The sequence below is a fragment of the Ruegeria sp. BHSC026 genome, assembly GCF_059613065.1.
Window position 1 is genome coordinate 133,561 of record NZ_JBXWRV010000003.1, and the last position, 24,285, is coordinate 157,845.

General features: G+C 63.0%; 26 protein-coding genes. 18 read left to right on the forward strand and 8 right to left on the reverse strand.

Translation table 11 applies throughout. The features are described 5' to 3' along the window. The first annotated feature begins 131 nt into the window (after window positions 1-131). Genes AC2FME_RS05105 through AC2FME_RS05125 form a run of 5 tightly spaced genes read left to right on the forward strand, consistent with a single transcriptional unit; the run spans window position 132 to window position 3,384 of the window. Window positions 132-734, forward strand: a complete 603-nt coding sequence (locus tag AC2FME_RS05105) for a VOC family protein (RefSeq protein ID WP_496799821.1) — start codon at window positions 132-134, stop codon at window positions 732-734. Continuing rightward, the gene (locus tag AC2FME_RS05110) at window positions 731-1,219 is read left to right on the forward strand and encodes a GNAT family N-acetyltransferase (protein WP_496799822.1); all 489 of its coding nucleotides are present in this window, start codon (window positions 731-733) and stop codon (window positions 1,217-1,219) included. The genes AC2FME_RS05105 and AC2FME_RS05110 overlap by 4 nt, the downstream gene beginning before the upstream one ends. A 45-nt stretch (window positions 1,220-1,264) precedes the next feature. Then, window positions 1,265-1,945 (forward strand): TerB family tellurite resistance protein, encoded by a 681-nt coding sequence (locus tag AC2FME_RS05115; RefSeq protein WP_496799823.1) that lies wholly within the window; start codon window positions 1,265-1,267, stop codon window positions 1,943-1,945. Between the two features lie 3 nt (window positions 1,946-1,948). Next, entirely contained in the window at window positions 1,949-2,962 is a 1,014-nt protein-coding gene (locus AC2FME_RS05120) for an endonuclease/exonuclease/phosphatase family protein (protein ID WP_496712414.1), read from the forward strand. Between the two features lie 38 nt (window positions 2,963-3,000). Further along, a complete protein-coding gene (locus tag AC2FME_RS05125) occupies window positions 3,001-3,384 on the forward strand; it encodes a hypothetical protein (RefSeq protein WP_496799824.1) in 384 nt (127 codons plus the stop codon). Between the two features lie 9 nt (window positions 3,385-3,393). Here the strand turns inward: AC2FME_RS05125 and AC2FME_RS05130 are convergent, their stop codons facing one another. The 3 genes from AC2FME_RS05130 to AC2FME_RS05140 are packed head-to-tail and all read right to left on the reverse strand — an operon-like array spanning window position 3,394 to window position 6,751. Continuing rightward, the gene (locus AC2FME_RS05130) at window positions 3,394-4,935 is read right to left on the reverse strand and encodes a Ppx/GppA family phosphatase (protein ID WP_496678757.1); all 1,542 of its coding nucleotides are present in this window, start codon (window positions 4,933-4,935) and stop codon (window positions 3,394-3,396) included. A 52-nt stretch (window positions 4,936-4,987) separates the two neighbouring features. Further along, a complete protein-coding gene (locus tag AC2FME_RS05135) occupies window positions 4,988-5,677 on the reverse strand; it encodes an HdaA/DnaA family protein (RefSeq protein WP_496799825.1) in 690 nt (229 codons plus the stop codon). Beyond that, window positions 5,678-6,751: an AI-2E family transporter gene (locus AC2FME_RS05140; RefSeq protein WP_496712411.1), complete on the reverse strand. Its 1,074-nt coding sequence runs from the start codon at window positions 6,749-6,751 to the stop codon at window positions 5,678-5,680. Window positions 6,752-6,988: 237 nt separating this feature from the next. On the opposite strand from AC2FME_RS05140, the gene proS reads away from it, so the two are divergent. Beyond that, window positions 6,989-8,329 carry a proline--tRNA ligase gene (proS, locus tag AC2FME_RS05145; RefSeq protein ID WP_496799826.1) on the forward strand — a complete coding sequence of 447 codons (1,341 nt, stop codon included), beginning with the start codon at window positions 6,989-6,991 and terminating at the stop codon, window positions 8,327-8,329. Continuing rightward, window positions 8,313-9,206: a glycosyltransferase family 2 protein gene (locus tag AC2FME_RS05150; RefSeq protein ID WP_496799827.1), complete on the forward strand. Its 894-nt coding sequence runs from the start codon at window positions 8,313-8,315 to the stop codon at window positions 9,204-9,206. Before proS ends, AC2FME_RS05150 begins: the two co-directional genes overlap by 17 nt. Here the strand turns inward: AC2FME_RS05150 and AC2FME_RS05155 are convergent. Continuing rightward, on the reverse strand, window positions 9,203-9,664 hold the full coding sequence (locus AC2FME_RS05155) for a hypothetical protein (protein ID WP_496795686.1): 462 nt from the start codon (window positions 9,662-9,664) through the stop codon (window positions 9,203-9,205). The two genes, AC2FME_RS05150 and AC2FME_RS05155, sit on opposite strands and share 4 nt — an antisense overlap. A 204-nt stretch (window positions 9,665-9,868) precedes the next feature. Here AC2FME_RS05155 and AC2FME_RS05160 point away from each other — a divergent pair, with 204 nt between their 5' ends. From AC2FME_RS05160 to AC2FME_RS05170, 3 genes are all read left to right on the forward strand, one after another. Beyond that, on the forward strand, window positions 9,869-10,879 hold the full coding sequence (locus tag AC2FME_RS05160; protein WP_496799828.1) for a DUF6492 family protein: 1,011 nt from the start codon (window positions 9,869-9,871) through the stop codon (window positions 10,877-10,879). A gap of 81 nt (window positions 10,880-10,960) precedes the next feature. After that, window positions 10,961-12,247, forward strand: coding sequence for a lipoprotein-releasing ABC transporter permease subunit (locus AC2FME_RS05165; protein WP_496799829.1), 1,287 nt, complete (start codon window positions 10,961-10,963; stop codon window positions 12,245-12,247). Next, window positions 12,240-12,926: an ABC transporter ATP-binding protein gene (locus tag AC2FME_RS05170; RefSeq protein ID WP_496799830.1), complete on the forward strand. Its 687-nt coding sequence runs from the start codon at window positions 12,240-12,242 to the stop codon at window positions 12,924-12,926. Before AC2FME_RS05165 ends, AC2FME_RS05170 begins: the two co-directional genes overlap by 8 nt. Here the strand turns inward: AC2FME_RS05170 and AC2FME_RS05175 are convergent. Continuing rightward, the gene (locus tag AC2FME_RS05175; protein ID WP_496678772.1) at window positions 12,910-13,347 is read right to left on the reverse strand and encodes a DMT family transporter; all 438 of its coding nucleotides are present in this window, start codon (window positions 13,345-13,347) and stop codon (window positions 12,910-12,912) included. The two genes, AC2FME_RS05170 and AC2FME_RS05175, sit on opposite strands and share 17 nt — an antisense overlap. Window positions 13,348-13,444: 97 nt before the next feature. Between AC2FME_RS05175 and AC2FME_RS05180 the strand changes: the two genes are divergently transcribed. Beyond that, window positions 13,445-13,840, forward strand: a complete 396-nt coding sequence (locus tag AC2FME_RS05180) for a c-type cytochrome (protein WP_496678774.1) — start codon at window positions 13,445-13,447, stop codon at window positions 13,838-13,840. 3 nt (window positions 13,841-13,843) lie between these two features. On the opposite strand, the gene AC2FME_RS05185 is transcribed toward AC2FME_RS05180, so the two are convergent. Then, window positions 13,844-14,530 (reverse strand): hypothetical protein, encoded by a 687-nt coding sequence (locus tag AC2FME_RS05185; RefSeq protein ID WP_496678775.1) that lies wholly within the window; start codon window positions 14,528-14,530, stop codon window positions 13,844-13,846. Between the two features lie 41 nt (window positions 14,531-14,571). Then, entirely contained in the window at window positions 14,572-15,234 is a 663-nt protein-coding gene (locus AC2FME_RS05190) for a DNA-3-methyladenine glycosylase I (protein ID WP_496685941.1), read from the reverse strand. A gap of 398 nt (window positions 15,235-15,632) precedes the next feature. Here AC2FME_RS05190 and AC2FME_RS05195 point away from each other — a divergent pair, with 398 nt between their 5' ends. From AC2FME_RS05195 to AC2FME_RS05225, 7 genes are all read left to right on the forward strand, one after another. Next, window positions 15,633-16,583, forward strand: a complete 951-nt coding sequence (locus tag AC2FME_RS05195) for an ABC transporter substrate-binding protein (RefSeq protein ID WP_496799831.1) — start codon at window positions 15,633-15,635, stop codon at window positions 16,581-16,583. A gap of 9 nt (window positions 16,584-16,592) precedes the next feature. Continuing rightward, window positions 16,593-17,645, forward strand: coding sequence for a quaternary amine ABC transporter ATP-binding protein (locus AC2FME_RS05200; RefSeq protein ID WP_496795690.1), 1,053 nt, complete (start codon window positions 16,593-16,595; stop codon window positions 17,643-17,645). Next, window positions 17,642-19,708 carry an ABC transporter permease gene (locus AC2FME_RS05205; protein WP_496799832.1) on the forward strand — a complete coding sequence of 689 codons (2,067 nt, stop codon included), beginning with the start codon at window positions 17,642-17,644 and terminating at the stop codon, window positions 19,706-19,708. Before AC2FME_RS05200 ends, AC2FME_RS05205 begins: the two co-directional genes overlap by 4 nt. Window positions 19,709-19,811: 103 nt before the next feature. Then, window positions 19,812-20,477 (forward strand): NnrU family protein, encoded by a 666-nt coding sequence (locus tag AC2FME_RS05210; RefSeq protein ID WP_496799833.1) that lies wholly within the window; start codon window positions 19,812-19,814, stop codon window positions 20,475-20,477. 71 nt (window positions 20,478-20,548) lie between these two features. Then, entirely contained in the window at window positions 20,549-21,070 is a 522-nt protein-coding gene (locus tag AC2FME_RS05215) for a DUF2478 domain-containing protein (RefSeq protein WP_496678947.1), read from the forward strand. 90 nt (window positions 21,071-21,160) lie between these two features. Continuing rightward, window positions 21,161-22,408: a D-arabinono-1,4-lactone oxidase gene (locus AC2FME_RS05220; protein ID WP_496799834.1), complete on the forward strand. Its 1,248-nt coding sequence runs from the start codon at window positions 21,161-21,163 to the stop codon at window positions 22,406-22,408. Further along, the gene (locus AC2FME_RS05225; protein ID WP_496799835.1) at window positions 22,405-23,526 is read left to right on the forward strand and encodes an alanine racemase; all 1,122 of its coding nucleotides are present in this window, start codon (window positions 22,405-22,407) and stop codon (window positions 23,524-23,526) included. The genes AC2FME_RS05220 and AC2FME_RS05225 overlap by 4 nt, the downstream gene beginning before the upstream one ends. 3 nt (window positions 23,527-23,529) lie before the next feature. Here the strand turns inward: AC2FME_RS05225 and AC2FME_RS05230 are convergent, their stop codons facing one another. Then, the gene (locus tag AC2FME_RS05230; protein WP_093964811.1) at window positions 23,530-24,285 is read right to left on the reverse strand and encodes an ABC transporter ATP-binding protein; all 756 of its coding nucleotides are present in this window, start codon (window positions 24,283-24,285) and stop codon (window positions 23,530-23,532) included.

A 24,285-nucleotide genomic window follows, 5' to 3' on the forward strand; every position in this document is an offset into this window, starting at 1 on the left:
CCCTCTGCACGATGCCTTTGGCCTCGTGCATTCACCCCCGAGGATATTTGGGGCCAGATGAAGTGTTGGCGTCTGGCGTTTCGTGGTATCAAGTGGGGATGAGGTCGGGGCTGGAAGGTGGAGGCTCGGTCATGGAACTGGATCATCTTGCGGTGGCCGCCGCGACGCTGGAAGAGGCCGTGGCCCATGTGGAGCAAGCGCTGGGCGTGCAGATGGCGCCAGGCGGCAAGCACGCGGCGTTCGGCACGCACAACTATCTGCTTGGATTGGACGAAGGCCTTTATCTTGAGGCGATTGCGATTGACCCGCAGGCCCCCGATCCCGGGCGGCCGCGTTGGTTTGATCTGGATCGGTTCGCAGGGCCGCCCAAGCTGAGCAACTGGATTTGTCGGGTTTCCGATTTGTTGGCCGATCTGGATGCGTTTCCGGTTGATGTGGGGCAGGTCCATGACCTTGAACGGGGCGCCTTGCGGTGGAAGATGGCTGTTCCAGAAACGGGCCGGTTGCCTTTTGACAATCTGTTTCCGGCGCTGATCCAGTGGCAGGGCGATCTGCATCCAGCGGGGATGTTGCAATCCAGCGGGTGCCGTCTTCGACGGTTGGTCGTCTTTCATCCTGACGCGCTGACGATGGCGCGGTTGCTGGGCCAGATGGATCGGGTTGTGTTCGACACGGGGCCGGCCGCGTTGCGGGCCGAGTTCGACACGCCCCATGGTCTGCGCGCGCTGGAATGATCGTCCGACCTGCACGGACCCGGGATGCGGTGGCGATCGCGGCAATCACCAATCAGGTGGTTCGGGATACCTTGGTAACCTTTACGACCCAAGAGCGCAGCCCGGCCAGTATTGCCGAGGACATCGCCGCGCGAGGGCCCGCGTTCCAAGTTGCCGAATGGCAGAACCGGGTGGTCGGGTTTGCCACCTATGGTCGGTTCCGCACCGGTCCCGGCTATGACGCCACGCGCGAACACACGATCATGTTGGACCCACAGGCGCAGGGGCAGGGCGGCGGCCGAAGATTGATCGAGGCCTTGGAACAGGTCGCGCGGGCGGATGGGGTTCATGTTCTGGTTGCGGGGATCTCGGCCGAGAATCCCGCGGCGGTTTCCTTTCATTCGGCTTTGGGGTTCACGCAGGTCGGACGCATGCCCGAGGTGGGGTTCAAATGGGGCCGATGGCTGGATCTTGTGCTGATGCAGAAAATTCTTCGTCCGAAATGATTGGTCGCACCTGACAGTCCGGTTTGGGCGCGCTAGGGTGCGCCCATGTCGATCTGGTCCCGCATATCCGAGGCGCTGAGCGCGCTGGCCAAGGGCGAAAGCTTGGCAAAGGTTTTCGAAAAGCTGCGCACTCCGCCCGAAAAGTCCGTGGCCTTCGCCATCGCCGTGATCGCGCTGGGGGCGAAGATGGCCAAGGCCGACGGTCAGGTGACGCGCGACGAGGTGACGGCCTTCCGCGAGGTATTCCGCATTCCGCCCGAGGAGGAAGCCGGCGCCGCCCGTGTTTTCAACCTGGCCCGTCAGGACGTGGCCGGCTACCAGGAATATGCGCGCAAGATAGCTCGGATGTTCTCCGAGGACAGCACGACCTTGTGCGACCTGATGGAAGGGTTGTTCCACATAGCCATGGCCGACGGGTTTTATCACCCCAACGAAAACCGGTTTCTTGAGGATGTGGCCCAGATTTTCGGCCAGTCCGAGGCGCAGTTCAAGGCGCTGCGGGCCAGGTTCGTGCCCGATGCGCCCAAGGATCCCTATACGGTTCTGGGGGTCACCCCGGATATGCCGTTGCCGGAAATCCGCAAGGTCTGGCGCAAGCTGGTGAGGGACACCCATCCCGACGCCATGATGGCGCGCGGTGTGCCGGAAGAAGCGATCCGTCTGGCCGAGAAGAAGATGATCGACATCAACCGCGCCTGGGACGAAATCAACGGCGCGCGGGCCTGAGCGATGCGGCTGGCGACCTATAATATCGAATGGTTCGCCAACCTGTTCGATCGCCACGACAAGCTGGTCGTCGATGATAGCTGGTCGGGGCGGCGCAACGTCACCAAGGCACAGCAGGTCGAGGCCATCGCGACGGTTCTGACCGCGATCGACGCGGACGCCATCCTGATCGTCGAAGCGCCCAATACCGGCAGCAGCCAAAACACCGTGCGCGCCCTGCAGGAATTTGCCGAGGTGTTTGGCCTGCGCACCTCGCAGGCGGTGATGGGTTTCCCGAATGACACCCATCAGGAGCTTGCCCTGATGTACGACCCAGACAGGCTCAGCGCCCGTCACGACCCGATCGGAGACCGCGAGACGGACGGGTTCGCCGGCGACGCGCCCCGGTTTGACGGTGAATTTCGCATCGACCTGGACATCGACGCGACCGAAGACATCGTCCGGTTTTCGAAACCACCGGTGGAACTGGCCGTCAAAACGGCGGACGGGCTCGAGTTTCGGATGATCGGCGCGCATCTGAAATCCAAGGCGCCGCATGGGGCGGACACGCCCGAGCAGGCGATGCGGATTTCGATTGCCAATCGACGCAAGCAGTTGGCCCAGGCGGTGTGGCTGTCGCATCGGGTCAAGGCGCATCTGGCTGCGCACGAACCGGTGGTTCTGCTGGGCGATCTGAATGATGGGCCGGGGCTGGACGAGTTCGAAAACCTATTCGGGCGATCCTCGGTCGAGATCCTGTTGCAAGCCGGCCTGTTTGACCCCCACGCGGCCCAAGCCTGCCGGCCCCGACCGGGGTGGATCCCGTCGACCGCCCGCTTTCCGCGGCCTGAAGAGGGCCAATATCTCGAGGCGCTGCTGGACTACATCATGGTCAGCCCCGATCTGAAGGCACGCCGCCCGGTCTGGCGCATCTGGCATCCGTTGCGGGACGAGCATTGCTGGAGCGTTCCCGAATTGCGCGAAGCATTGGTCACCGCGTCCGATCATTTTCCGGTCACTCTGGATATCGACCTCTAGCCCTTTCAACCTGATCGTCCGCCCCTTATCTTGGACGCATGAAGCATCTTGTTCTGACCGTTTCGCTCGCTTTGGCTGCCCTGCCTGCCGTCGCGCAGGAGCCGCAAGGCAAATCCCTGATGGAGCAGGGGGCCGAATTGTTCTTTGAGGGGTTGCGCCGGGAACTGGAGCCGGCGCTGGAGGATCTGCGCGATCTGGCCGACCAGTTCGGCCCGGCGATGCAGTCCTTCCTGCAGGAGATGGGCCCGGCGCTGGCCGAACTGGCGGCGCAGGTTCAGGATTGGAGCGCCTATGAGGCGCCCGAGATGCTGCCCAATGGCGACATCATCATCCGCAAGAAGCCCGAGCCGCCTTTGCCGGAAAGCCCCGCACCCGAGGCTGAAGAAGACCGACCCGAGGGCGAAGACGTCACGGATATCTGACCGCCCGGGTCATTTCTGGATGATGACGCGCGGTTCGGATTTCAACGCATCGGCCAGCGAGTTGAACCGTGCCTCGGCGACCTCGTTGAACAGCGGGCTGAGCGAACCGGGCAGATACAGTTCAAGCTCGCGTTTCTTTGGGTAGAACCGTAGCTTGCCGATGGCGGCGTCATTCTGCATCCACAGCATTGCCCCGAACCGCATGGCTTTGCCCAGAATCTCGGCCTGTTGCTGGTCTTTCTCGTCCAGCAGGTCATAGAGCGGCGCGAACCGGTTGCCGTGGCGTTTGTTGCGGTATCTGTGTTGCAGCGCCAGACCGATGAAGACCCGTTCGGAATGTTTCAGCCCGCCAAGATTGGCACGGGTTACGTTGTCAAAGCAGACCTCGGCCCGGTAATCAGGGTGGGCGCGCCAGCTGACGTCATGCAGTAGACAGGCGGCCTTGATCAATCGGATTCGGGATTGTGGCGCCGACCGGAACAGCGGCATCACGAAATCGAACAGGTGGCGGCCGAACCCCGGCAGTCGGGCGTCCTTCTGCTCGGAAAACCGGCAGGCCTCGATCAGCGGGTCCCGGTCGCGCAGGATCTGGGGCATCTGTTCATACAGAAGCCCTTCGCGTATGCCATAGCTCGAGATGGCGATGTCCTTGGGTTTGAAGGTGCGGATTAGGCGCGACAGCACATCCATCGCATAGGGAACCAGCGCCATGCGCGAGGCCGACACCCCGGCCCGCGACCGCAGCTTTTCGGCGTCGTTTTTTTCGATGAACTTGATCGTCTCGCGAACCTGCTTGGTGGTCATGCGGTATTCATGCAGCACGTTCAGCGGATAGCCACGGCGCAGCATGTCCAGCCGAGCGAAGGCCCGCCAACTGCCCCCCACAAGGAACAGCCGGTCGCGCTGCGGCCCCAGCTTGTCACGCAGGGCCTCCATGGTTTCCTTGATATGTGCCTTGCGCGCCCGTCGCCCGCCCTTGATATCGCGCAGCTTCAGCGGCCCCAAGGGCGAGGTCACGCAGCGCCCGACAGAGTTGCCGCCGATCTCGGCCAGTTCCATAGAGGCGCCACCGATGTCGCAGATCAGCCCGTAGGCGCCGGGCCAGCCCAGCAGCACGCCCTGAGCGGACAGCCGGGCCTCTTCCTCGCCGTCGATGACCGACACGTGCAGGCCAGTCTCGGCCCAGACCTGGTCGCAGAAATCGGGGCCGTCCTCGGCCTCGCGCACGGCGGCGGTGGCCACCACATGAAGGCCGGGTAGGTCCAGATCGCGCGAAAGGTGTTCGAACCGGCGCAGGGCGGCCAACGCACGTTCACGCCCGCGCGGGTTCAATCGCCCGGTTTCCGCCAGCCCGGCGCCCAGTTCGCACATCACCTTTTCGTTGTAAAAGTAGGCCGGCGAGCGCGCCGCGCCGTCAAAGATCACCATCCGCACCGAGTTCGACCCGACATCGACCACTCCGACCCGCGACAGGTCGCGAATCCCCGGGTCGTCGAACAATGGTCTTCCGAATGATCCCCAATCCGGAATCCTGGCTGCAATCTGTTCCATGTTCTTCCCCGGGGTCCCTTCCTGCGCAGGATGCGAAATCAGACCCAAACGGTCAATCGCCGGTGATGGTTTCGTCGACGTCCTTGTTCAGCACGCGGACGGCCAGTGCCCGGGTGATTTCGCGCTTTTCCATCAACGCGACGTGATCCAGTTGGGCCACGACCTCGGCGGCGGTCTCGAACCGGCGGTCCATGTGCTTGACCAGATAGGCGATCACCTCGGGGCCGGGGTTCAGTTGCCGGTCCACGAACAGCTTGGCCAGAACCGCGCCCAGCAGCGCATCGTCGGGCGGGTCCAGGGCCACGTGATGCGCGCCCTCGACCCGGCTTTGCAGATCGGCCAGGGGCAGTTCCCAGAACCTCGGCGCCAACCGTCCGGTCATCAGCAGCGCATGCCCTTCCGCCAGAACAAGGTTGTGCAGGTGAAACAAGGTTTTCTGCCGTTCGATGTCGCCCGCGATCATCGGCACGTCCTCGACCGCGACCGGCGACCGCGCCAGGGCGGGCACCAAATCGTGGTGCAGGTCTGCCGCCGACACGATCCGCCCCCCGGTTTCGGCCGCCCAGACATGGGCCAAATGGGTTTTGCCGGACCCGGCTGGGCCGGACAGGACCAGCTTGTTGCCTGGCCATGAATTGGCCGAGATCATAGCCACCGCCAGCGCATTGGCCGGTGATACAAAAAAATCCTCGCGTCCCAGCGCGGTCTTGGCTGGAAGATCGAAACTCAGTTGTCTGGCCATTTACTCGCTTTCCCGGTCCAGCTCGTCATGCCCCCGGTAGAGGCGGCCTGCCAGATATTGCGAAGTGGCGAAACGTGCAAGCACGCCCAGCGACGCCGCGACTGGAACCGCGATCAACATGCCCACGAATCCGAACAGCGATCCGAAGACCGACAGGGCCAGAAGCAGCCACACCGGGTGCAACCCGACCGAGCTGCCCACCAGCTTGGGGGTCAGTAAATTGCCCTCGACCACCTGGCCGATGGCGAAGATCCCGGCCACTAGGCCGATCGATGCCCAGTCGCCCCAGAACTGGAATAGCGCCAGGCCGATGGCCAGCGTTCCGCCGATCAGGGCGCCCAGATAGGGAATGAAGGTGACCAGCCCCGCGATGAAACCCACGATCAGGCCGAACTGCAGGCCTACGATCATCAGCGCTACCGCATAGTAGGTGCCCAGGATCAGGCAGACCGACCCCATTCCGCGCACGAAAGACGCCAGCACCGCGTCGATTTCCGAGGCCAGACGGCGGATGGTCGGCGCATGGTCACGGGGCAGAAGCTGGTTGATGCGGGCAATCATGTGATCCCAGTCCAGCAGCAAATACACCGCCACCACGGGCACGATCACCAACAACAGTACCACGTTCACGGCCGATCCCACCGAGGCGACGACCGTTTCGAGGATGTCGCCGGACTTTGCCTTGAGGGTTTCGCTCAGCGACATCAGGAATTGATGCGTGTTTGACTCACTGTCCAGAAGCGCGGGAAACCGCTGTTCGACAAAGGTGCGTAGTTGTTGGAACAGGGTGGGCAGGGTTTCGACCAGATCGGCCAGTTGCGTGATCAGGGCCGGAACCACCATCAGGATTATCAGAAGAAAGGTCAGCACGCCGATAATCGTGATCGTTGCGGTCGCCGCCGCACGCGACAGACCCAGGCGCTCTAGCCGATCGGCCAGGGGGTCGAGGAAATAGGCGATCGCGCCGCCGATGACGAAAGGCAGCAGGACATCCCCCAGCAGCCAAAGCACCAACACGAAAACGGCCGCGGCCACGCCCCAATATTTCAGCTGGTCCCGAACCGGCAACGCCATCATGGTCTCCTGTCTGCAGGCCTGTGGTTGTTCTTGGACGATGCAACCTTGTGATGCAAGCGCTTCATGAGACGGGATTTTGGCGTGGCGGACAAGCGGTGCACCGGTTTCGACGTGGTTTGATCAAAGGCACAGCCGCCTGGCCACGAACCGGCGATTGGGTCATTGTCCGATTGCCCCCGGCGGGGCTTTCGCATAATCACGTGTCCGTGGAATTCTCACCTGCAAGGTAAAAACATGCGCCTCAGCCGTTATTTTCTGCCCGTTCTCAAAGAGAACCCCGCCGAAGCCCAGATCGTCAGCCACCGGCTGATGCTGCGCGCCGGGATGATCAAGCAGGCCGCCGCCGGGATCTATTCGTGGCTGCCGCTTGGCTTCAAGGTGCTGCGCAAGCTGGAAAACATCGTGCACGAGGAGCAGATCCGCGCCGGTCATATCCCGATCCAGATGCCGATCCTGCAATCGGCCGACCTGTGGCGCGAATCCGGGCGCTATGATGACTACGGCCAGGAAATGCTGCGCATGAAGGACCGGCACGGCCGCGACATGCTGTACACGCCCACGGCCGAGGAGCTGGTTACCGACATCTTCCGCGGTCATGTCAACAGCTACAAGGACCTGCCGCTGACGCTCTACCAGATCCAGTGGAAGTTCCGCGACGAGATCCGCCCCCGCTTCGGCGTGATGCGTGGCCGCGAGTTCTACATGAAGGACGGCTACAATTTCGACCTGACCAAAGAGGACGCGCTCCACGCCTACAACCGCCACCTGGTCAGCTATCTGCGCACGTATGAACGCATGGGTCTGCAGGCGATCCCGATGCGTGCAGACAGCGGCCCGATCGGCGGTGACGACACGCATGAATTCCTGGTGCTGGCCGATACCGGCGAATCCGAGGTGTTCTATGACAGCGCGGTCACCGACATCCGTCTTGGCGAGCGCGACATCGACTATGACGACAAGGCCCAGTGTCAGGCGATCATGGAGGAGTTCACCTCGCTCTACGCCCGCACGGATGAGACCCATGACGAGGCCCTGTTCCAGCAGGTACCCGAGGAACGCCGCCGCAGCGCGCGTGGCATCGAAGTGGGGCAGATCTTCTATTTCGGCACCAAGTACTCCGAGCCTATGGGCGCCACCGTGCAAGGTCCCGACGGCAAGCAGGTTCCGGTGCATATGGGCAGCCACGGCATCGGCGTCAGCCGCCTGATCGGTGCGATCATCGAGGCCAGCCACGACGACAAGGGCATCATCTGGCCCGAGGGCGTGACTCCGTTCCACTGCGGCATCGTCAACCTGAAACAGGGCGATGACGAGGCCGACGCAGCCTGTGACAAGATCTACAAGGCGCTGACCGTGCTGGGACTCGAGCCGCTCTATGACGACCGCAACGAGCGGGCAGGGGGCAAGTTCGCCACGATGGACCTGATCGGCCTGCCCTGGCGCATCACCGTTGGCCCGCGCGGGTTGAAGAACGGAGTGGTCGAGCTGACCAACCGCCGCACCGGCGAAAGCGAAGAGCTGAGCCCCGAGGCCGCCGTAACCCGCATTGCCGAGATCTATGAGCGCACCGCCTGATACCGGTGACTCGCCGCTGATCTCGGTGATCACGGCAACTTGGAACCTGCTGTCCCAAGGGCGTCAGGACACGTTTCGTCGCGTCATCGAATGCATGGCGCGGCAGAATTGCGACCGTTCCGAGCACATCATTCAGGACGGAGCATCGTCGGACGGGACGGTCGAATTTATTCAGGACTTGATCGTCAACGCTCCGCGCACGCGCCTGATCAGTGAACCGGACCATGGCCTGTACGACGCAATGAATCGCGGCGTCGAAGCGGCACGCGGCGAATATGTCCTGTTCCTTAATTCCGACGACTCGTTGGCCGCGGATGATCTTCTGAACCGGGCGGCCGAGCGACTGACCGCGACCCGTCCTGACTATCTATTCGGATCAACCCTTCACCGGTCCGCGGACGGCGGCGAAAAGATGGAAAAACGGATGTCGGTCAAGGCCATCCTTCAGCGTATGCCGTTTTGCCATAACTCTGTTTTTCTGCGGCGAGATGTTTTTCAGGAATTGGGGGGACACGACACTCAGTTCCGCATCGCTGGTGATTATGACCTGATGCTGCGGTTGGTTGCCCGGGGCTATCGCGGCGAAAGGATGGATGAGCCGATTTCATTGTTCTGGGACCGCGGCGAGACCAGCGACCAGCAAGCGACGGGACGGGATTATGCCCGCGTCTGGCAACGGTTCTTTGCCGATTATCGCGCGGCACAAGGCTTGGATCTGGATGATTTTGCAGAGTTCTATCGCCGCGGGCATATGCCGGCAAACCTGCTTATCGAGGTGCTGAGGCGCCAGGAAACGCCGCTGCCGATCCGGCGGGCAGCAAAACACAGCCTTGCCAAATCTCTGCGCCGGTCCGTCCAGTTCTGGCGGCGGTACTAGGACCCGCCCGTCGCCGGACGCGCGCGAAGCAGTTCACCATCCGCCTTGTCACCTCGGGCGACGACGACGGGGCGACCCAAACGACGGACCAGATCCTTCAATTCGATGTCCAGAAACCGCAACCCGCAAAGCCGTTTTCCGGTCGCTCGGTCCATCAGGCACATGCGCCCGCTTTGGAATGCCAGGCGATAGCCTTTTTCGCGCAGCGTGTCGGCAAGACCGGCCCAACTGGCCGCGCCGGCAAACAGCGGTCGAATGACGGCCCGCAATAACGCTGCGGTTTCGCAATCCATGTCCTGAGATATGATCGTCGTGGCTGGCGCACCAACCTGTTCAATTTCCTCTTCAATATTCATGAGCGACCCCCGCTCTTTAAAATGTATTCCCCCACAATCAGGGTGCCAAAATTTCTCAAAAGAAGCAAAATGCGAAACAAAGTTGCTGTGAAAATGTTGCATTTCAAGTTCAGTTTACGGCCTGAACCTCACATTGATTTCATACCTGAAACAATAAAGGCCTGTCTGAGATGGGCTTCACAACCAGCGGTATAATCGTCTTTCACATATCATCTGTTACTGGAATTTGCGCCCGACGGCTGATTCTGCGCCAACGCGGAAAAGCAGATTTGGCGGCAGGTCGAGAAGCTGATACAGCAGCGCCGAGTGATTGTGAAAGGCAACCCGACCGTGCTGAGTTTTGCCACGATAGTGTATTCCAAGGATTACCCGCTGCTCGAGTTGCAGGCGCGTTCCTTTGCGCGATTTGCTGATCCGGCCAAAGTTGCTTCCATCCATGTGGTTCTGAACGACGTGGACGAAACCGCATTGCAGGCGCGTATCGAGCCCATATTAACGGCCTATGGCCCTCTGCAATCCAAGGTTCGGGTGGTCGGGGGCGATGACATTCTGCTTGGGGCAAGTCAATGCGTCAGGCGCTCACTGGGCGACCGGCTTCTGATTGAAGGACGGCACCGTATCCCTTTCGTGCGAAAGGGGGGCTGGCGCGGCAACAACGGATACCGCACGCAACAGGTGCTCAAGCTGGGCGCCGCACGGATCGCCGAGACGGAGCAGATGGTTATCCTGGACACCAAAAACCTGTTTCTGCGGTCTTTCAATGAGGCAGAATTCTTTGCGGATGGCGGAGCCGCCCGGATTCCGTTCATTTCGGTCAACAGCGATTTTCACCGCAACTGGCTGCGGCAGAGCCTGGATGCTTTGCAGGTCACCGTCCCGGACATTGAGGCGTTGAAGACCACGACGTTTTCGACGCCGTTCCCGGTGCGCAGGTCGTTGGTGTTGGAGGTGTTGGACGAGATCAACGAACGCTACGGTTCGGTGCAGTCGCTCTTCGGGTCGCGCCGGAGACCCTCGGAATTCATGCTGCTGAATGCGTTTTGCCTCCGGTCGGATCTGACTTTGCGCCCGTGGTTCGAGGACGCACCCAGCACCGCGCTGGGGCTGTGGCCGACCTATTCGCAACAGAAGCTGGAAGGCCTGATTGCCAGGATCGACGAACCGGAACTGTTGAGCCTCGGCCTGCACAACCGGGCGGTTTCCATGCTGACACCTGAAACCCGAGATCGCTTGTTCGAGGCCTTGGCGCGACGAGGGATTAGTGATCGTGAGACGACCCAGTCTGTGCTGGATGCAACTTCGTCGCTAACCGGTTGAACGGGCGCGCGCATCCAGAACCGGCTTGACCATCCAGCCAAATCCCGAAAATGTCCCCACCACAGATTTGCCGGAGCAGGAATGGCCAGAACACCCCCTCCCTTTGCCGCCTTCGAATGGAAGATCGCCTGGCGCTATCTGCGCGCCCGGCGTGCCGAGGGCGGTGTAAGTGTGATGACATGGATCTCGTTGATCGGGATCACTCTGGCCGTTTTCGCGCTGATCGCAACGCTGGCGGTCCGGTCCGGGTTCCGGTCCGAATTCGTGGGCACCATTCTTGGGGCCAACGCTCACGTTACAGTTTACTCGGCCGGAGAACTGGACGCGCACGGGCAGGTGGATCGCACCATCGTTGAATACGACGCCATGGCCGAGCGCATCGCGCAGGTGCCGGGCGTTCAACGCGCCGCGCCGTTGGTCAAGGGGCAGGTCCTGATCACAAACCGAGATCGCAGCAGCGGCGCCGAGGTGTTCGGCATCCGCCCCGATGACTTGCTCAACCTGCCCGGCATCGCCCAAAGCGACCAAGCCTATGGCGATCTGTCCCGGTTCGAGGAGGGAATCGCCATCGGCTCGGGCGTGGCCCGCGCCATCGGCGCCACGGTTGGTGATAGGGTCAAGCTGACCTCGCCCAACGGGGTCAAGACCGCCTTCGGCACCTCGCCCCGCGTGAATGCCTATGAAGTCGTTTACGTGTTTTCGGCCGGGCGCTATGACATCGACCGCACCCGCGTCTACATGCCGTTTTCCGAGGCGCAGAGCTTTTTCAATCGCGAGGGCGTCGCCGACGAGATCGAGGTTATGGTCGACGGTCCCGAGGACCTGAACCCGATCCTGATCCCGATCCTCGAGGCGGCGGGCGAGCGGGTGCAGATCTGGACGTGGCTGGATGCGTCGGGTGGTTTTCTGCGCGCGCTCGAGGTCGAGGACAACGTGATGTTCATCATCCTGTCGATACTCGTGCTGATCGCGGCGATGAACATCGTGTCAGGCCTGATCATGCTGGTCAAAAACAAGGGCCGCGACATCGGCATCCTGCGCACCATCGGCCTCAGCGAGGGCTCGGTGCTGCGCGTGTTCTTCATCTGCGGTGCGTTCACCGGGATCATCGGCACCGCGATGGGCGTCATTCTGGGCTGCCTGTTCGCGCTCTATATCGACCCGATCTTCTCTTTCGTGAACTACGTGATGGGCGGCGGAATTTGGGATCCAGCGATCCGCGGCATCTATGCCTTGCCGGCCGAGCTGCACCTGTCGGACGTGCTCAAGGCGGTTGGGATGTCGCTGGGCCTGTCCTTCTTCGTCACCTACTTCCCGGCCCGCCGCGCGGCGCGGCTGAACCCGGTCGAGGCGCTGCGCTATGAATGATGTGACCTTGCGTCTGACCGGCCTGACCAAGACCTATCTGAAAGGCACGCCCGCCGAGGTGCAGGTGCTGCGCGGCGCCGATCTGGAACTGCGCGCCGGCGAGGCGGTGGCACTTGTGGCACCCTCGGGGGCGGGCAAGTCGACCCTTCTGCACATCGCCGGTCTGCTGGATACGCCGGATTCCGGGACGGTCGAAATCGGCGGGCAGGACGCGACCGGCAAAGGCGACCGCACCCGCACCGCGATGCGGCGGCGGGATGTGGGTTTTGTGTACCAGTTCCACCACCTGCTGCCGGAATTCACGGCGCTGGAAAACGTTGTGCTTCCGCAATTGGCGAATGGCGTATCCGAAAGGGCGGCCAAGGCCCGCGCGATGGATTTGCTGGGCCTTGTCGGTGTCGCCGAACGTGCCGACCACCGCCCGGCGGCCCTGTCGGGTGGCGAGCAGCAGCGGGTGGCCTTCTGCCGGGCCCTGGCCAATGAACCGCGTGTCCTGTTGGCGGACGAGCCAACAGGGAATCTGGACCCGGGTACCTCGGATCAGGTCTTTGCCGCGCTGATGGATCTGGTGCGCGAGTCGGGCCTGTCGGCGTTGATCGCCACGCACAATGTTGACCTGGCGGCGCGCATGGACCGGATGCTGCGGCTGGACGGGGGTGTGCTCAGGCCAGCTGAGTGATCGCGACACCCACGGCCATCACCGCGATCCCGCCGGCGCGCATTAGGGTCAACGGGGTGATCTGCGCACCGAAAAGGCCGAAATGGTCGATGGCCGCGGTGCTGATCAACTGGCCCAAAAGCACGAAGAACACCGCGTTGCCCACACCGAAATGCGGCGCGACATGGGTGATCGACAGGACGTAGAAGGCAATAAGAACCCCGGCCAGCAACAGGTGCTTCGGCGTGTGCGCGACTTTGGCCACAGCCTGCGTGCCCGGCCCCAGCAGCATCACCATCGCCGAGGCGGCAAAGGCCACGGCAAACAGGATCACCGCCGCGACGGTCGGCGACCCGATCAACTTGCCAAAGGCCGCATTCAGCGCCGCAAGGATTGGCACGCCGATCCCGGCGGCCAGCATGATGGCTGCGTATTGTGTCATTGCCCCGGTCCTTGTCGCCTGTTTCGTTGATCTGGATCATTGCGGCTTGCACCGGTCCGGGCAAGTCTGCATTTGCCGGACTGGATGGAGGAACGCGATGAAACTGCTGACATTTGCAACGCTGGCTCTGTTGGCCGCCCCGAGCGTCTGGGCGCAGGACGTCGGGACGGGCGAAGAGCTGTACCTGCATCACTGCGCCACCTGTCACGGGCTGGATGCAACCGGCCATGGCCCGATGGCCGGCGTGCTGGTCATCCAGCCCACCAATCTGACGGCGTTGAGCGGCTCGGACGGCGTTTTTCCCACCGAACGGGTGGTTAAACGCATCGACGGGCGCGATCCGCTGGTCAGCCATGGCAGTCCGATGCCGGTCTATGGCCCCTATTTCGAAGGGCAGGACACCGCGATCAAGGCGCCGACCGGCCAACCGATCCTGACCAGCAAGCCCATTGCCGACCTTGTGGCCTATTTGGAGACTTTGCAGGGCGGATGATTCTCAGCGGCAGATGCCCTGAACCTTTGCACCGCTCCAGGGAAGGATCACGTCGCTCTCGCGCCGGTCGCCGGGCAGGGCGGCAAGGTCGAGATACTTGTCCAACATCTCGTGCAGGCGTCGGGTGCGCGGCGCATTAGGGTCCAGCGCGCGGCAGCAGACATATTCCTCGACGATGGCCCCCTGCTGTTCAAACCCAAAGTCCAGAAAGTCCGCCGAGTTGTCCAGGTCGAACAGGTACGGATCCTTGCGCCCGCCATGCTCGGCCGCGGCGCGCAAGGGGTGATAGCCTGTCACCGCGCGGTTCTGCCACTGCCAGACATGGGTCAGCTCATGCGCCAGCAGCATCGCGGCCACCAGGTTGATCCGATCGGGATAGCTGGCCATGTAGTCTTCGAGATACCAGTCCCGCGTAAAATACACTTGGTTGAACAGGGCCACGGCCGCGGGTTTTCCGGTAACGGTCTCGGTCTTTATGGGGGGCAGAATGCGTTCGCGGCAGGCCAGCCGAGGGCGGGCCTTGCGCTCATAAGTGATCGCAGCCACCGGGGCACCCTGGACCAGCCGCACTCGATCCAGGTCCAGCGTGTCGCCCTGCACCTGTGCGGCAAAGGCCTTTTCCCGCTCGGTCAGCGGACGACCGCAGGACAGAAGCGTCAGCGCGACAAGGATCAGAGCCAGCCGGATCATGATGCAAGCCTAGCCCGGCAGGGCAGGGCCGCAAGCGGTTTTCAAAGGCTCATGGCCAGAACCCGGCTGATTTCCGTCAGCGACCGGCCCGATTGATCCATCCATGTGTTGAACGCCGTTTGCACGGCGGTCATCGCCCTTTTCGAGGTGGTGGGCTTGTCAATCACCCCTTCGGCGATCAGGCGGGCCGTGACGTCGCGCGACAGGATGAAACTGTCGCGCCCGGCGAACCGCATCGCGTACTGGGCCGAGGCACCGCCCAGCCGAGATCCGCGCCGGGCCAGCATCTCGAGCAATCCGACATAGTCGGTCGAGGGCCAGCCGCCCAGCACCTTGCCTGCGCCGCCCTCGGCGCGTAGTTCCAGCAGAAAGGCGGCGTTGTCGCGCACCGTGGCGATCTTGGCTCCATTGCGCACGATGCGGGTATCCTGCAGCAACGCGTCGAATTTTTCGTCATCCATGAAGGCGCAGCGCCCTACGTCGAACCCATTGAAGGCGGCTTCGAATCCGTCCCACTTGGCCTCGATGACCTTCCAGTTGAACCCGGCCTGAAAGATGCATTTGGTCAAGATCGACAACCAGCGATCATCGGGCATCCGGGCCAGTTCGTCCGTTGATTTGGGGCGGGTCAGCTTCTGCTCGAGCGCGTCGATCCCGCCGTGCCGATCAGCCGCCAGACCATAGATTTCGTCGAAATGGTGCATGTGTCGACCCTCCGGCCAGAATGTTGCCCGTTTGTTCCTATTTGTGCAACCCTGGCCTGAATAGGGAGGATATTCAAACGGGCTGAGTCCGGGAAAACCCGGTATTTTTTCATGCGCTGCGAAAGAAATGCTCGACAAATGACGGGAATCGGGTTTGTGATTGACTGGTCAATCAATAACCTGCCGTACCGAAACCGGACGCGCGCGGCAGGATCTTGATGTTCCAACCGGAACGGAGGGGAGGCGGGACCGGCAAATGTTTCAAGTCAGTCCAAGTGTTCACTTTTCTTTTCCGGCCAAATTTGTGCATGTTGCGACATGGTCATGTCATCAGGCATGTCACCCGGCGGGCCAATCCTGCCGGGGTGGGCAAAACAAGGAAGACAGGGAGCAAATCCATGAAAAAACTCAGTGTTAGTCTGCTGGCGGTGGTTGCCGCAGGCGCAGTTCACGCGGCCGAGATGGGCGCGGTGGACGAGCCGATCAAACTGGCCATCAACGAATGGACCGGCCAGCACGTGACCACGCATGTCGCGGGCGAGATGCTCGAGGCCGCCGGCTACAAGGTCGAATATGTGACCGCAGGCATGATGAACCAATTCCAGGCGCTGGCCGATGGTGACATCGACGCAACGCTCGAAATCTGGTCGTCGAACGTGTCGGACGAGTATGCCAAGAAGATCGCCGAGGGCACCGTGGTCGAGATCGGTGATCTGGGCCTGGATGCCAAGGAAGGCATCGCGTATCCGGCGCATGTGGCTGATCTCTGCCCGGGCCTGCCGGCTTGGGAGGCGCTGAATGACTGTGCGCAGGTCTTCGCCACCGCAGAAACGCTGCCGATGGGCCGTCTGGTCGACTATCCGGCCGACTGGGGCACCCCTGGCGCCGATCGTATGGCGGGACTGGATGTGCCGTTCAAAGCCGTGCCCGCCGGATCCGAAGGGGCGTTGATCGCCGAGCTTCGTGCCTCGACCGAGCGCAAGTCGCCGCTGTTGATCACCTTCTGGCAGCCGCATTGGGCGATGTCGGCCTATGACGTGAAATTCGTCGATCTGCCGCCGGGCGAAGAGGCCTGTTTCACCGATCCGGCCTGGGGCCCGAACCCCAATGCCGTGAATGACTGCGACTTTGCGCCCTCGCGCATCTTCAAGGCCGCCTGGAACGGCATGGCCGACAAATGGCCGGCGGCCTATGAGATCCTGTCGAACTATCAACTGAGCGTCGAGGATCAGCAGCCGATGATGGGCGCGATCGATGTAGATGGTGGCAGGGTCGAAGAGGTCGTGGCCGACTGGATGGCCCAGAACGAAGACAAATGGCGTCCGGTTGTGGACGCGGCAACCAAGTGAGCCGCCTAAGTGACTGACGCGAATACGCCAGCCATTGCCTGCCGGAATCTCTGGCAGGTCTTTGGCCAAGGTGCGGAGAAAGCCCTGACCGACGCGCTGGCTCGGTCAGGGGACGACGCTGAAAAGGCCGCTGCCGAGCTGCGCGAACACGGGTTCATTCCCGCCGTGCAGAACGCCAATTTCGACGTTCGCGATGGCGAACTGTTCGTCATCATGGGGCTGTCGGGGTCGGGCAAGTCGACCCTCATCCGCTGCATCTCGCAGCTGTTGCCAGGGACGGGCGGTGAAATCCGCATTGACGGCGACAACGTGCGCGGTGCGCCCAAGAAGAAACTGACCGAGCTGCGCCGCAGGAAGATGGGCATGGTGTTCCAGCATTTCGGCCTGTTTCCGCACATGACGGTGGCCGAAAACGTGGCCTATCCGCTGCGCGTTCAGGGCGTGGGGCGCAAGGAACGTTTGGCCCGCGCGCAGGAGGTCATCTCGCTGGTCGGTCTCGAAGGCCGCGAAGAGAGTTTCCCGCGGCAATTGTCGGGCGGTCAGCGTCAGCGCGTGGGCATCGCCCGCTCGTTGGCGGTGAACCCCGATATCTGGTTCCTGGACGAGCCGTTCTCGGCGCTGGACCCGTTGATCCGGCGGCAGCTGCAAGACGAATTCCTGCGCATTCAGGCGACGCTGAAAAAATCCATCGTCTTCATCACCCACGACATTGCCGAGGCGCTGAAGCTGGCCGACCGCATCGCGATCATGCGCGACGGCAAGATCGTGCAGATCGGCACGCCCTCGGACATCGTTCTGCGCCCGGTCGACGATTATGTGCGCGAGTTTTCCAAGGACGTTGCCAAGGGCCAGCACGCCAAGGTCGCCTCGGTCATGCATCCAGGCGATGCCGAGCGCGGTCCGGATGACCCTGGCCTGACCGTCAACATGACGCTGGACGCGGCGTTGGCCCGCTGCATGGCCTTGTACGAGCCGGTGCCGGTGCATGACGAAACCGGCGCGATCGTCGGCACGGTAAATCCTTTGGACCTTGCCGCCGCTTTGCAGGTGGATGACGCATGACCGTTGCAGCTGATGTTCCCACGCCCGCGCGGGCGCACCTGACGGCAGGGGCACAGGCGGCGCTGATCACGCTGATCGTCGGAGCGCTGTGCCTGGCGCTTGAGCCGCACGCGCCCTGGCTGGTCAAATGGCCCGCAACGTGGGAGGTGCCGGCCACGCAATGGGTGGGCGCCTTACTCGACTGGTTTCTGAACGCAATCAAACCGGCGGCCCGGCTGTTTTCCGACCTGATGGCCTATCCGATGAACTGGGCCAATTTCGTGCTGGGCCACACGCCCTGGCCGATCCTGATCGGGCTGGTGACGGCACTCGGCTGGTATCTGGGTGGGTTGCCCATGGCGGCGCTGGGCTTTCTGGGCCTCAGCTTCGTGCTGGCCTCGGGCTATTGGGCCGAGAGCATGAACACCTTGGCGCTGGTGGCTGTTTCGGTCCCGGTCGCGCTGATCGTTGGCAGTGCAATTGGCATTCTGGCCAACGAAGTGCCTCGGGTGAAATCAGTGGTTCAGGCGGTGTTGGACATCATGCAGACTGTACCGACCTTTGCCTATCTGACGCCGTTGCTGCTGCTGTTCGGGTTTGGCCCGGTGGTGGGGCTGATCGCCTCGGCCATCTACGCGGCGCCGCCGATGGCGCGCAACGTGATGCTGGGGCTGGAGCGCGTGGAGCCCGAGATCAAGGAAGCCGCCATCATGTCGGGCGGCACTCGGTTCCAGCAGCTGTTCCAGGTGGAAATCCCGGCGGCGGCGACGCAGATCATGGTGGGTGTGAACCAGTGCCTGATGGCGGCCCTGTCGATGGTGATCATCGCCGCGGTCATCGGCGGGTTCAATGACATCGGTTGGGAGGTCCTGCTGACCATGCGCAAGGCGCAGTTCGGTGAATCTCTGCTGGCCGGCATGGTGATCGTTGTCTTTGCCGTGGTGATTGACCGCATGAGCGGCACGCTTGCCACTGAACGCACACGCCATGACAACCGCGTCGTCTGGGCGGTTATTGGCTTTGCGGTCCTGTTTACGCTGCTGTTCTGGGCGCGGCTGCCCAACCCGTCCGAGCTGACGCTGCTGGATCCGGTCGCGCAAGCGGTGGACACCGGCCTGACAGCCTTTACCCAGAATAACGGGCCGTGGCTGGATTCGCTCAAGAACAACTCGATGTTCTATGTGCTGCTGCCGCTGCGGATCGGTCTAAGTCAGGCGGTTCTGCCCTTCACCTGGGGGTTCCAGTGGACCCCGGGCATGAGCTATGGCCTGTTCGCCGCCGGTGCGGTGATCGCCTTGCTGATGGCGTGGCGTGGGCACCTGACCGGCGGTCTGGTCACGCTGATCCTGATCGGCATGCTCGAGACGGGCATCGCGAATCTGCCATGGCCCTTCGTCCTGACTGGCGCGGCGGCGTTGGGCTGGGTGGCGGGCGGTTGGCGTCTGGCGGCGCTGTCTGTGGCGCTGCTGAGCACGATCCTGATCTCGGGCCTGTGGGAGAGGGCGCTGCTGTCGCTCTATCTCAGCGGTGCGGCGGTGTTCTTCTGCGCCGTTGTCGGCGGGCTGATCGGCCTCGCCAGCGCGGTCTGGTCGCCAGTCTGGAGGATCGTGCGCCCGATCTGCGACATGCTGCAGACGATTCCCCTGTTCGTGTTCCTGATCCCGGTGCTGATGGTGTTCCAGATCGGCGAGTTCTCGGCCTTTCTGGCGATCTGCGCCTATGCGATCGTGCCGATGATCCGCTACACCCGTCACGGGCTGGTCAACACCCCGGACGAGATGATGGAGGCCGCGATCGCCAGTGGAGCGACCGAGTGGCAGATCATGCGCGACGTGCGTGCGCCCTATGCTGCGCCCACGATCCTTCTGGGGCTGAACCAGACCATTCTCTATGCCTTTGCTATGCTGGTGATCGCGGCGTTGATCGGCACGACCGGTCTGGGCCAGTCGATCTATCTGGCGTTGGGGCAGGCGGATGTGGGGCTGGGCATTTCGGCCGGGGCAGCGATGGCCATTCTGGCGCTGATAGCCGACCGCATGGTTCAGGGATTTGCCGAGGAACGCCGCAAGGCGCTGGGCCTGTAACCCTGGATCGGGGGCGGCGCAGCTGCCCCCAACCACACTTGATTTCGAAAAAGGCGGGGCCGTTTCCCCCGGTATTCCGGGTGCAAAACAGGCGGAGATGACCATGGCCGGTTGGGGCGCTTTTGTTGCTGCACTTCTGATCTTTCTGCTCAGCCACGCCATTCCGGCGCGTCCGGCAGTGCGCGGGCGGCTGATCGGGTTGATGGGGCGCGGACCCTATTTCGCGGTCTATTCCGCGCTGTCGCTGGCGGTTCTGGCCTGGCTGATCGTGGCCGCGGCCAACGCGCCCTATGTCGAGGTCATCCCGCCGCTGGCGATCCTGCGCTGGGTGCCTCTGCTGGTGATGCCCGTCGTCTGCTGGCTGGCGGTGGCCGGGCTGGCGGCGACCAACCCGTTTTCCTTCGGCGGGCTGGGAGGTCGCCCGTTCAACCCCGAGCTGTCCGGTCTCCTGCGGACCACCCGCCACCCGATCCTGTTGGCGATAGTGTTGTGGGCGCTGGCGCATCTGCTGGCCAATGGCAGCTTGGCACATGTGGTCCTGTTCGGCCTGTTCGCGGGTTTCGCCTGGATGGGCATGGTCCTGATCGACAGGCGCAAGGCGCGCGAGATGGGGGCCGATTGGCCGCACCTGTCGCGCAACACAGCACGCCTGTCGCTGCGGCTGCCGCGCCCCTGGCCGAGGCCCTGGGTCTGGTTGGTGGCAGGGCTGGCCTATGCCGCGCTGTTGCACCTGCACGCGCCGGTGATCGGAGTGTCTCCTCTGCGGTGATGCGGGTGCTGGAAGGGGCGCCTCATGCGTGCTAATTGAAACAACACGATGAAACCCAGAGAGGTCTGCCGATGCACCTGGCCTATGTCACCACTACCGATCGCGGCGCAACCGACCGCCTGCTGAGCGCGGTTGCTGAACGTCTGCTGGCCAAGGGCGCCCGTCTGGCCGGTGTGGTTCAGACCAACTCCGAATGCGCCGACAGCAGCAAATGCGACATGGACCTGCGCGTGCTGCCGGATGGCGAAACCATCCGTATCTCGCAGTCGTTGGGCAGCCAGTCGCGCGGGTGCCGACTGGACCCGGCGGCGTTGGAGCAGGCGGTGGGCTATGTGACGGCGTCTTTGGCCAACCGTCCGCAATTGCTGATCGTCAACAAGTTCGGCAAACACGAGGCCGATGGCCGCGGGTTCCGCCCCGTCATCGCCGAGGCGCTGTCGCTTGACATCCCGGTTCTGGTCGGGGTCAACGGCCTGAACCGTGACAAGTTCGTGGAATTCACCGATGGTGCGGCGCAGGCGCTAGAACCCGATCTGGACGTCATCGAGGCCTGGTTCGACAGCGTCGCCAACCTGCGGCCTGCGGCCGAATAACAGTTTTCCCGACGTAACGTCCTGAAAACCGGTATTGTTCGGTTTCGCCCCGGCTGCGATCCTCTGCTCCGGATGGGAGGAGGATCAGCCATGTGGCAGAACTGGGCAGGCAACCAGACCAGCCAAATACGGCCCAAGCGGCTGACCACGACCGAAGACCTTCAACAGTTGATCGCCTCGGCCGAAACCCTGCGTCCGGTCGGGGCAGGGCATTCCTTCACCCCGCTGGTTCCGGGCGCGCGGCATATCATTGACCTGACAGCCTTAAACCTGCCCCCCGTGACGCGGGTCGAAGGGGAGCGGGCTTGGATCAACGCCAATGCCCGGCTGCGCGATCTGTCGCCGGCACTGGCCGAGCACGGCAGGGCCTTCCGCAATCTGGGTGATATCAATGTGCAGACCCTGGCCGGCGCGGCAGCCACGGCGACCCACGGCACCGGGCGCACCCTGCCGTGCCTGTCTGCCGAAATCACCGCGGCCCGGCTGATCGGCGCTGGCGGGCAGACCCTGACCACCGACGATATTCCGCTGAACATGGTGCAGGTTTCGCTGGGTCTGCTGGGCATCGTGACCGAGGCACAGATCAACGTCGTGCCGAAATACAATCTGCGCCGTCGGGTGCGTCTGTCAGACCTGCAGGACACACTGGAGCGCATGCACCAGCATTGGGACGAGAACAGGAATTTCGAGTTCTTCTACATCCCTTTCACCGGCAAGACCGTTGAAATCCGGCACGATATCACCGACGCGCCCGAGACCCGCGCGCCGCGCGATCTGGACATGATCGCCGTCAAGGTTCTGAAGCTGGCGCGCAATGCGGGTCGGTTCAGCCCCGGCTCGCGGCGCGCCCTGCTACGTCTGCTGACGCTGGCCCAGTCCGACGAGGACTACGTCGGTGAAAGTTGGCGCGTTCTGTGCAGCGACCGGCACATCCGGTTCAAGGAAATGGAATACCACCTGCCGTCCGAAACCGCGGGGGACGTGCTGTCCGAACTGATCCGACGGTTGGAGTGCGACCATGGCAACATCTATTTCCCGATCGAGGTGCGGCAGACCGCAGGCGACGACGCCTGCCTGTCACCTTTCCAGGGGGGGCCGCGCGTATCGGTTGCCATCCACACCGATGCGAAGGAAGGCCATCTGCGCTATTTCGAGGCGATGGAGCCGCTGTTCCTGCAGGCTGGCGGCCGCCCCCATTGGGGCAAGCTGCACAGCCTGACCTATTCCGATCTGTGGCGCCTCTATCCCGATTTCGATGCCTTCTGCGCATTGCGTGAACGGCTGGACCCAAAGGGCAAGTTCCTGACACCCGCACTGGCCCGGATGTTTCGCCCATGACCGAAGGCTATCTCGAACATTTCGCTCAAGCGCTGCGCGATCATGGCGTCGACCGGCCGGTTGCCGTCGTAGATCTGGACCGGGTCGAGGGGAATTGCGACGCTGCCCGCGCGGGGTTGGGCCACGGCTTGCAGGCCCGGCTTGTGGCCAAATCGCTGCCGTGCCTGCCTCTGCTGGACCATATTCGCGCCCGGATTTCCACAACGGGCCTGATGAGCTTTTCCGAATCCATGCTGTCGGCCCTGCTGGCCGCCGAGCCGGACACCGATCACCTGCTGGGCAAACCGCTGCCGGTCACCGCCGCCCGGCGGATTCTTGAGACGCATCCCGACGCCGCCCGGCGGGTGCAGTGGCTGATCGACACGCCACAGCGGCTGGACGCGTATCTGTCGCTGGCCGCTGACACGGACCAAACCCTGCGCCTGTCGCTCGAGATCGACGTGGGCCTGCACCGCGGTGGCTTGGCCGCCGATCAGGTCGCAGGCGTTGCGGCGCGGATCGCGGGTCATGCCCATGCCGCTCTGTCGGGGCTGATGGGGTACGAGGTGCATTTGGCCAAACTGCCTGCGTTGCTCCGACGCCGCGCGCGGCGAGCCAGTGCGAAAGCCTATGAGCAGGCGGTCGCTGCGCTTGGGCAGGGGGCGCAGGGGCTGTGCCTGAACACCGGCGGCAGCCTGACCTTCCAAGATCCGGCCACGCGGAGCCCGGCGACCGAGGTCGCCTTTGGGTCGGTTTTGGTGAAACCTTCGGATTTCGACCACGCATCGACGCAGGCGTTTTCGCCCGCTCTGTTCCTGGCCACGCCGGTTCTCAAGGTGATGCCGCGCAACCCGGTGCCGGGGATCGACCTGCCCGGACTGCGCCGGACCAACCTCGCCATTTCCGGTGGGCACTATCTGGCCAGCCCCGTCTGGCCCGACGGGTTCGGCTATTCCGGCGTGTTCGGGCGTTCAAGCAATCAAGAGGTCTGGGTGGGTCCCAAAACAACCAAGGCGCAGCCCGGAGATATCGCCTTGCTGCGCCCCAGTCAGAGTGAAGCGGTTTTGAACCAGTTCGGCACGGTTCTGGCCCTGCGGCAGGGGCAGGTCGTGGCCGAATGGGCCTGCCTGCCCAATTGACGGTCAGATCGCCAGATATTCCTCCCGCAGCTGGGTGTTTTCCAGCACTTCGTCCGCGGTGCCGTCAAACACGATGCAGCCGGTGTCCAGAATGATTGCCCTGTCGGCCAGTTGCAGCGCGCGTACGGCGTTCTGTTCGACGATGATGGTTGTCATGCCCTGCTGCTTGATGTGGATCAGCGTCTTTTCGATCTCGTCCACGATCACCGGGGCCAAGCCCTCATAGGGTTCGTCCAGCAGCAGCACCTTGATGTCCCGGGCCAGCGCGCGGGCGATCGACAGCATCTGTTGTTCGCCGCCCGAAAGAGTCACGCCCTCTTGCTTGCGCCGTTCGCCCAGACGCGGGAACAGCTCGTAGATCCGTTCCAGCGACCAGCCGATCGGGGGGGCGATCTGGGCCAGCTGCAAGTTCTCCTCGACCGTCAGGCCTGGGATGATCCGCCGATCTTCGGGCACAAGACCCAACCCGGCGGCGGCGGCCTCGTAGCTGGTCATGTTGTGCAGCGGCTTGTGGTCCAGCCAGATTTCGCCGTGGCGCACCTCGGGCTCGCCCACGCGCGCGATCGAGCGCAGAGTCGAAGTCTTGCCGGCCCCGTTGCGCCCCAGCAGGGCGAGGATCTCGCCCTCGTGGACGTTGAAGCTGACGCCTTGGACGATGTAGCTTTCGCCGTAGTACGAATGCATGTCCCACACCGACAGGAACGCGGGCGCGGTGCTGGCCATGTTGGCGTTTTTCGAAAAGTCAGGTTTCTCGTTCAT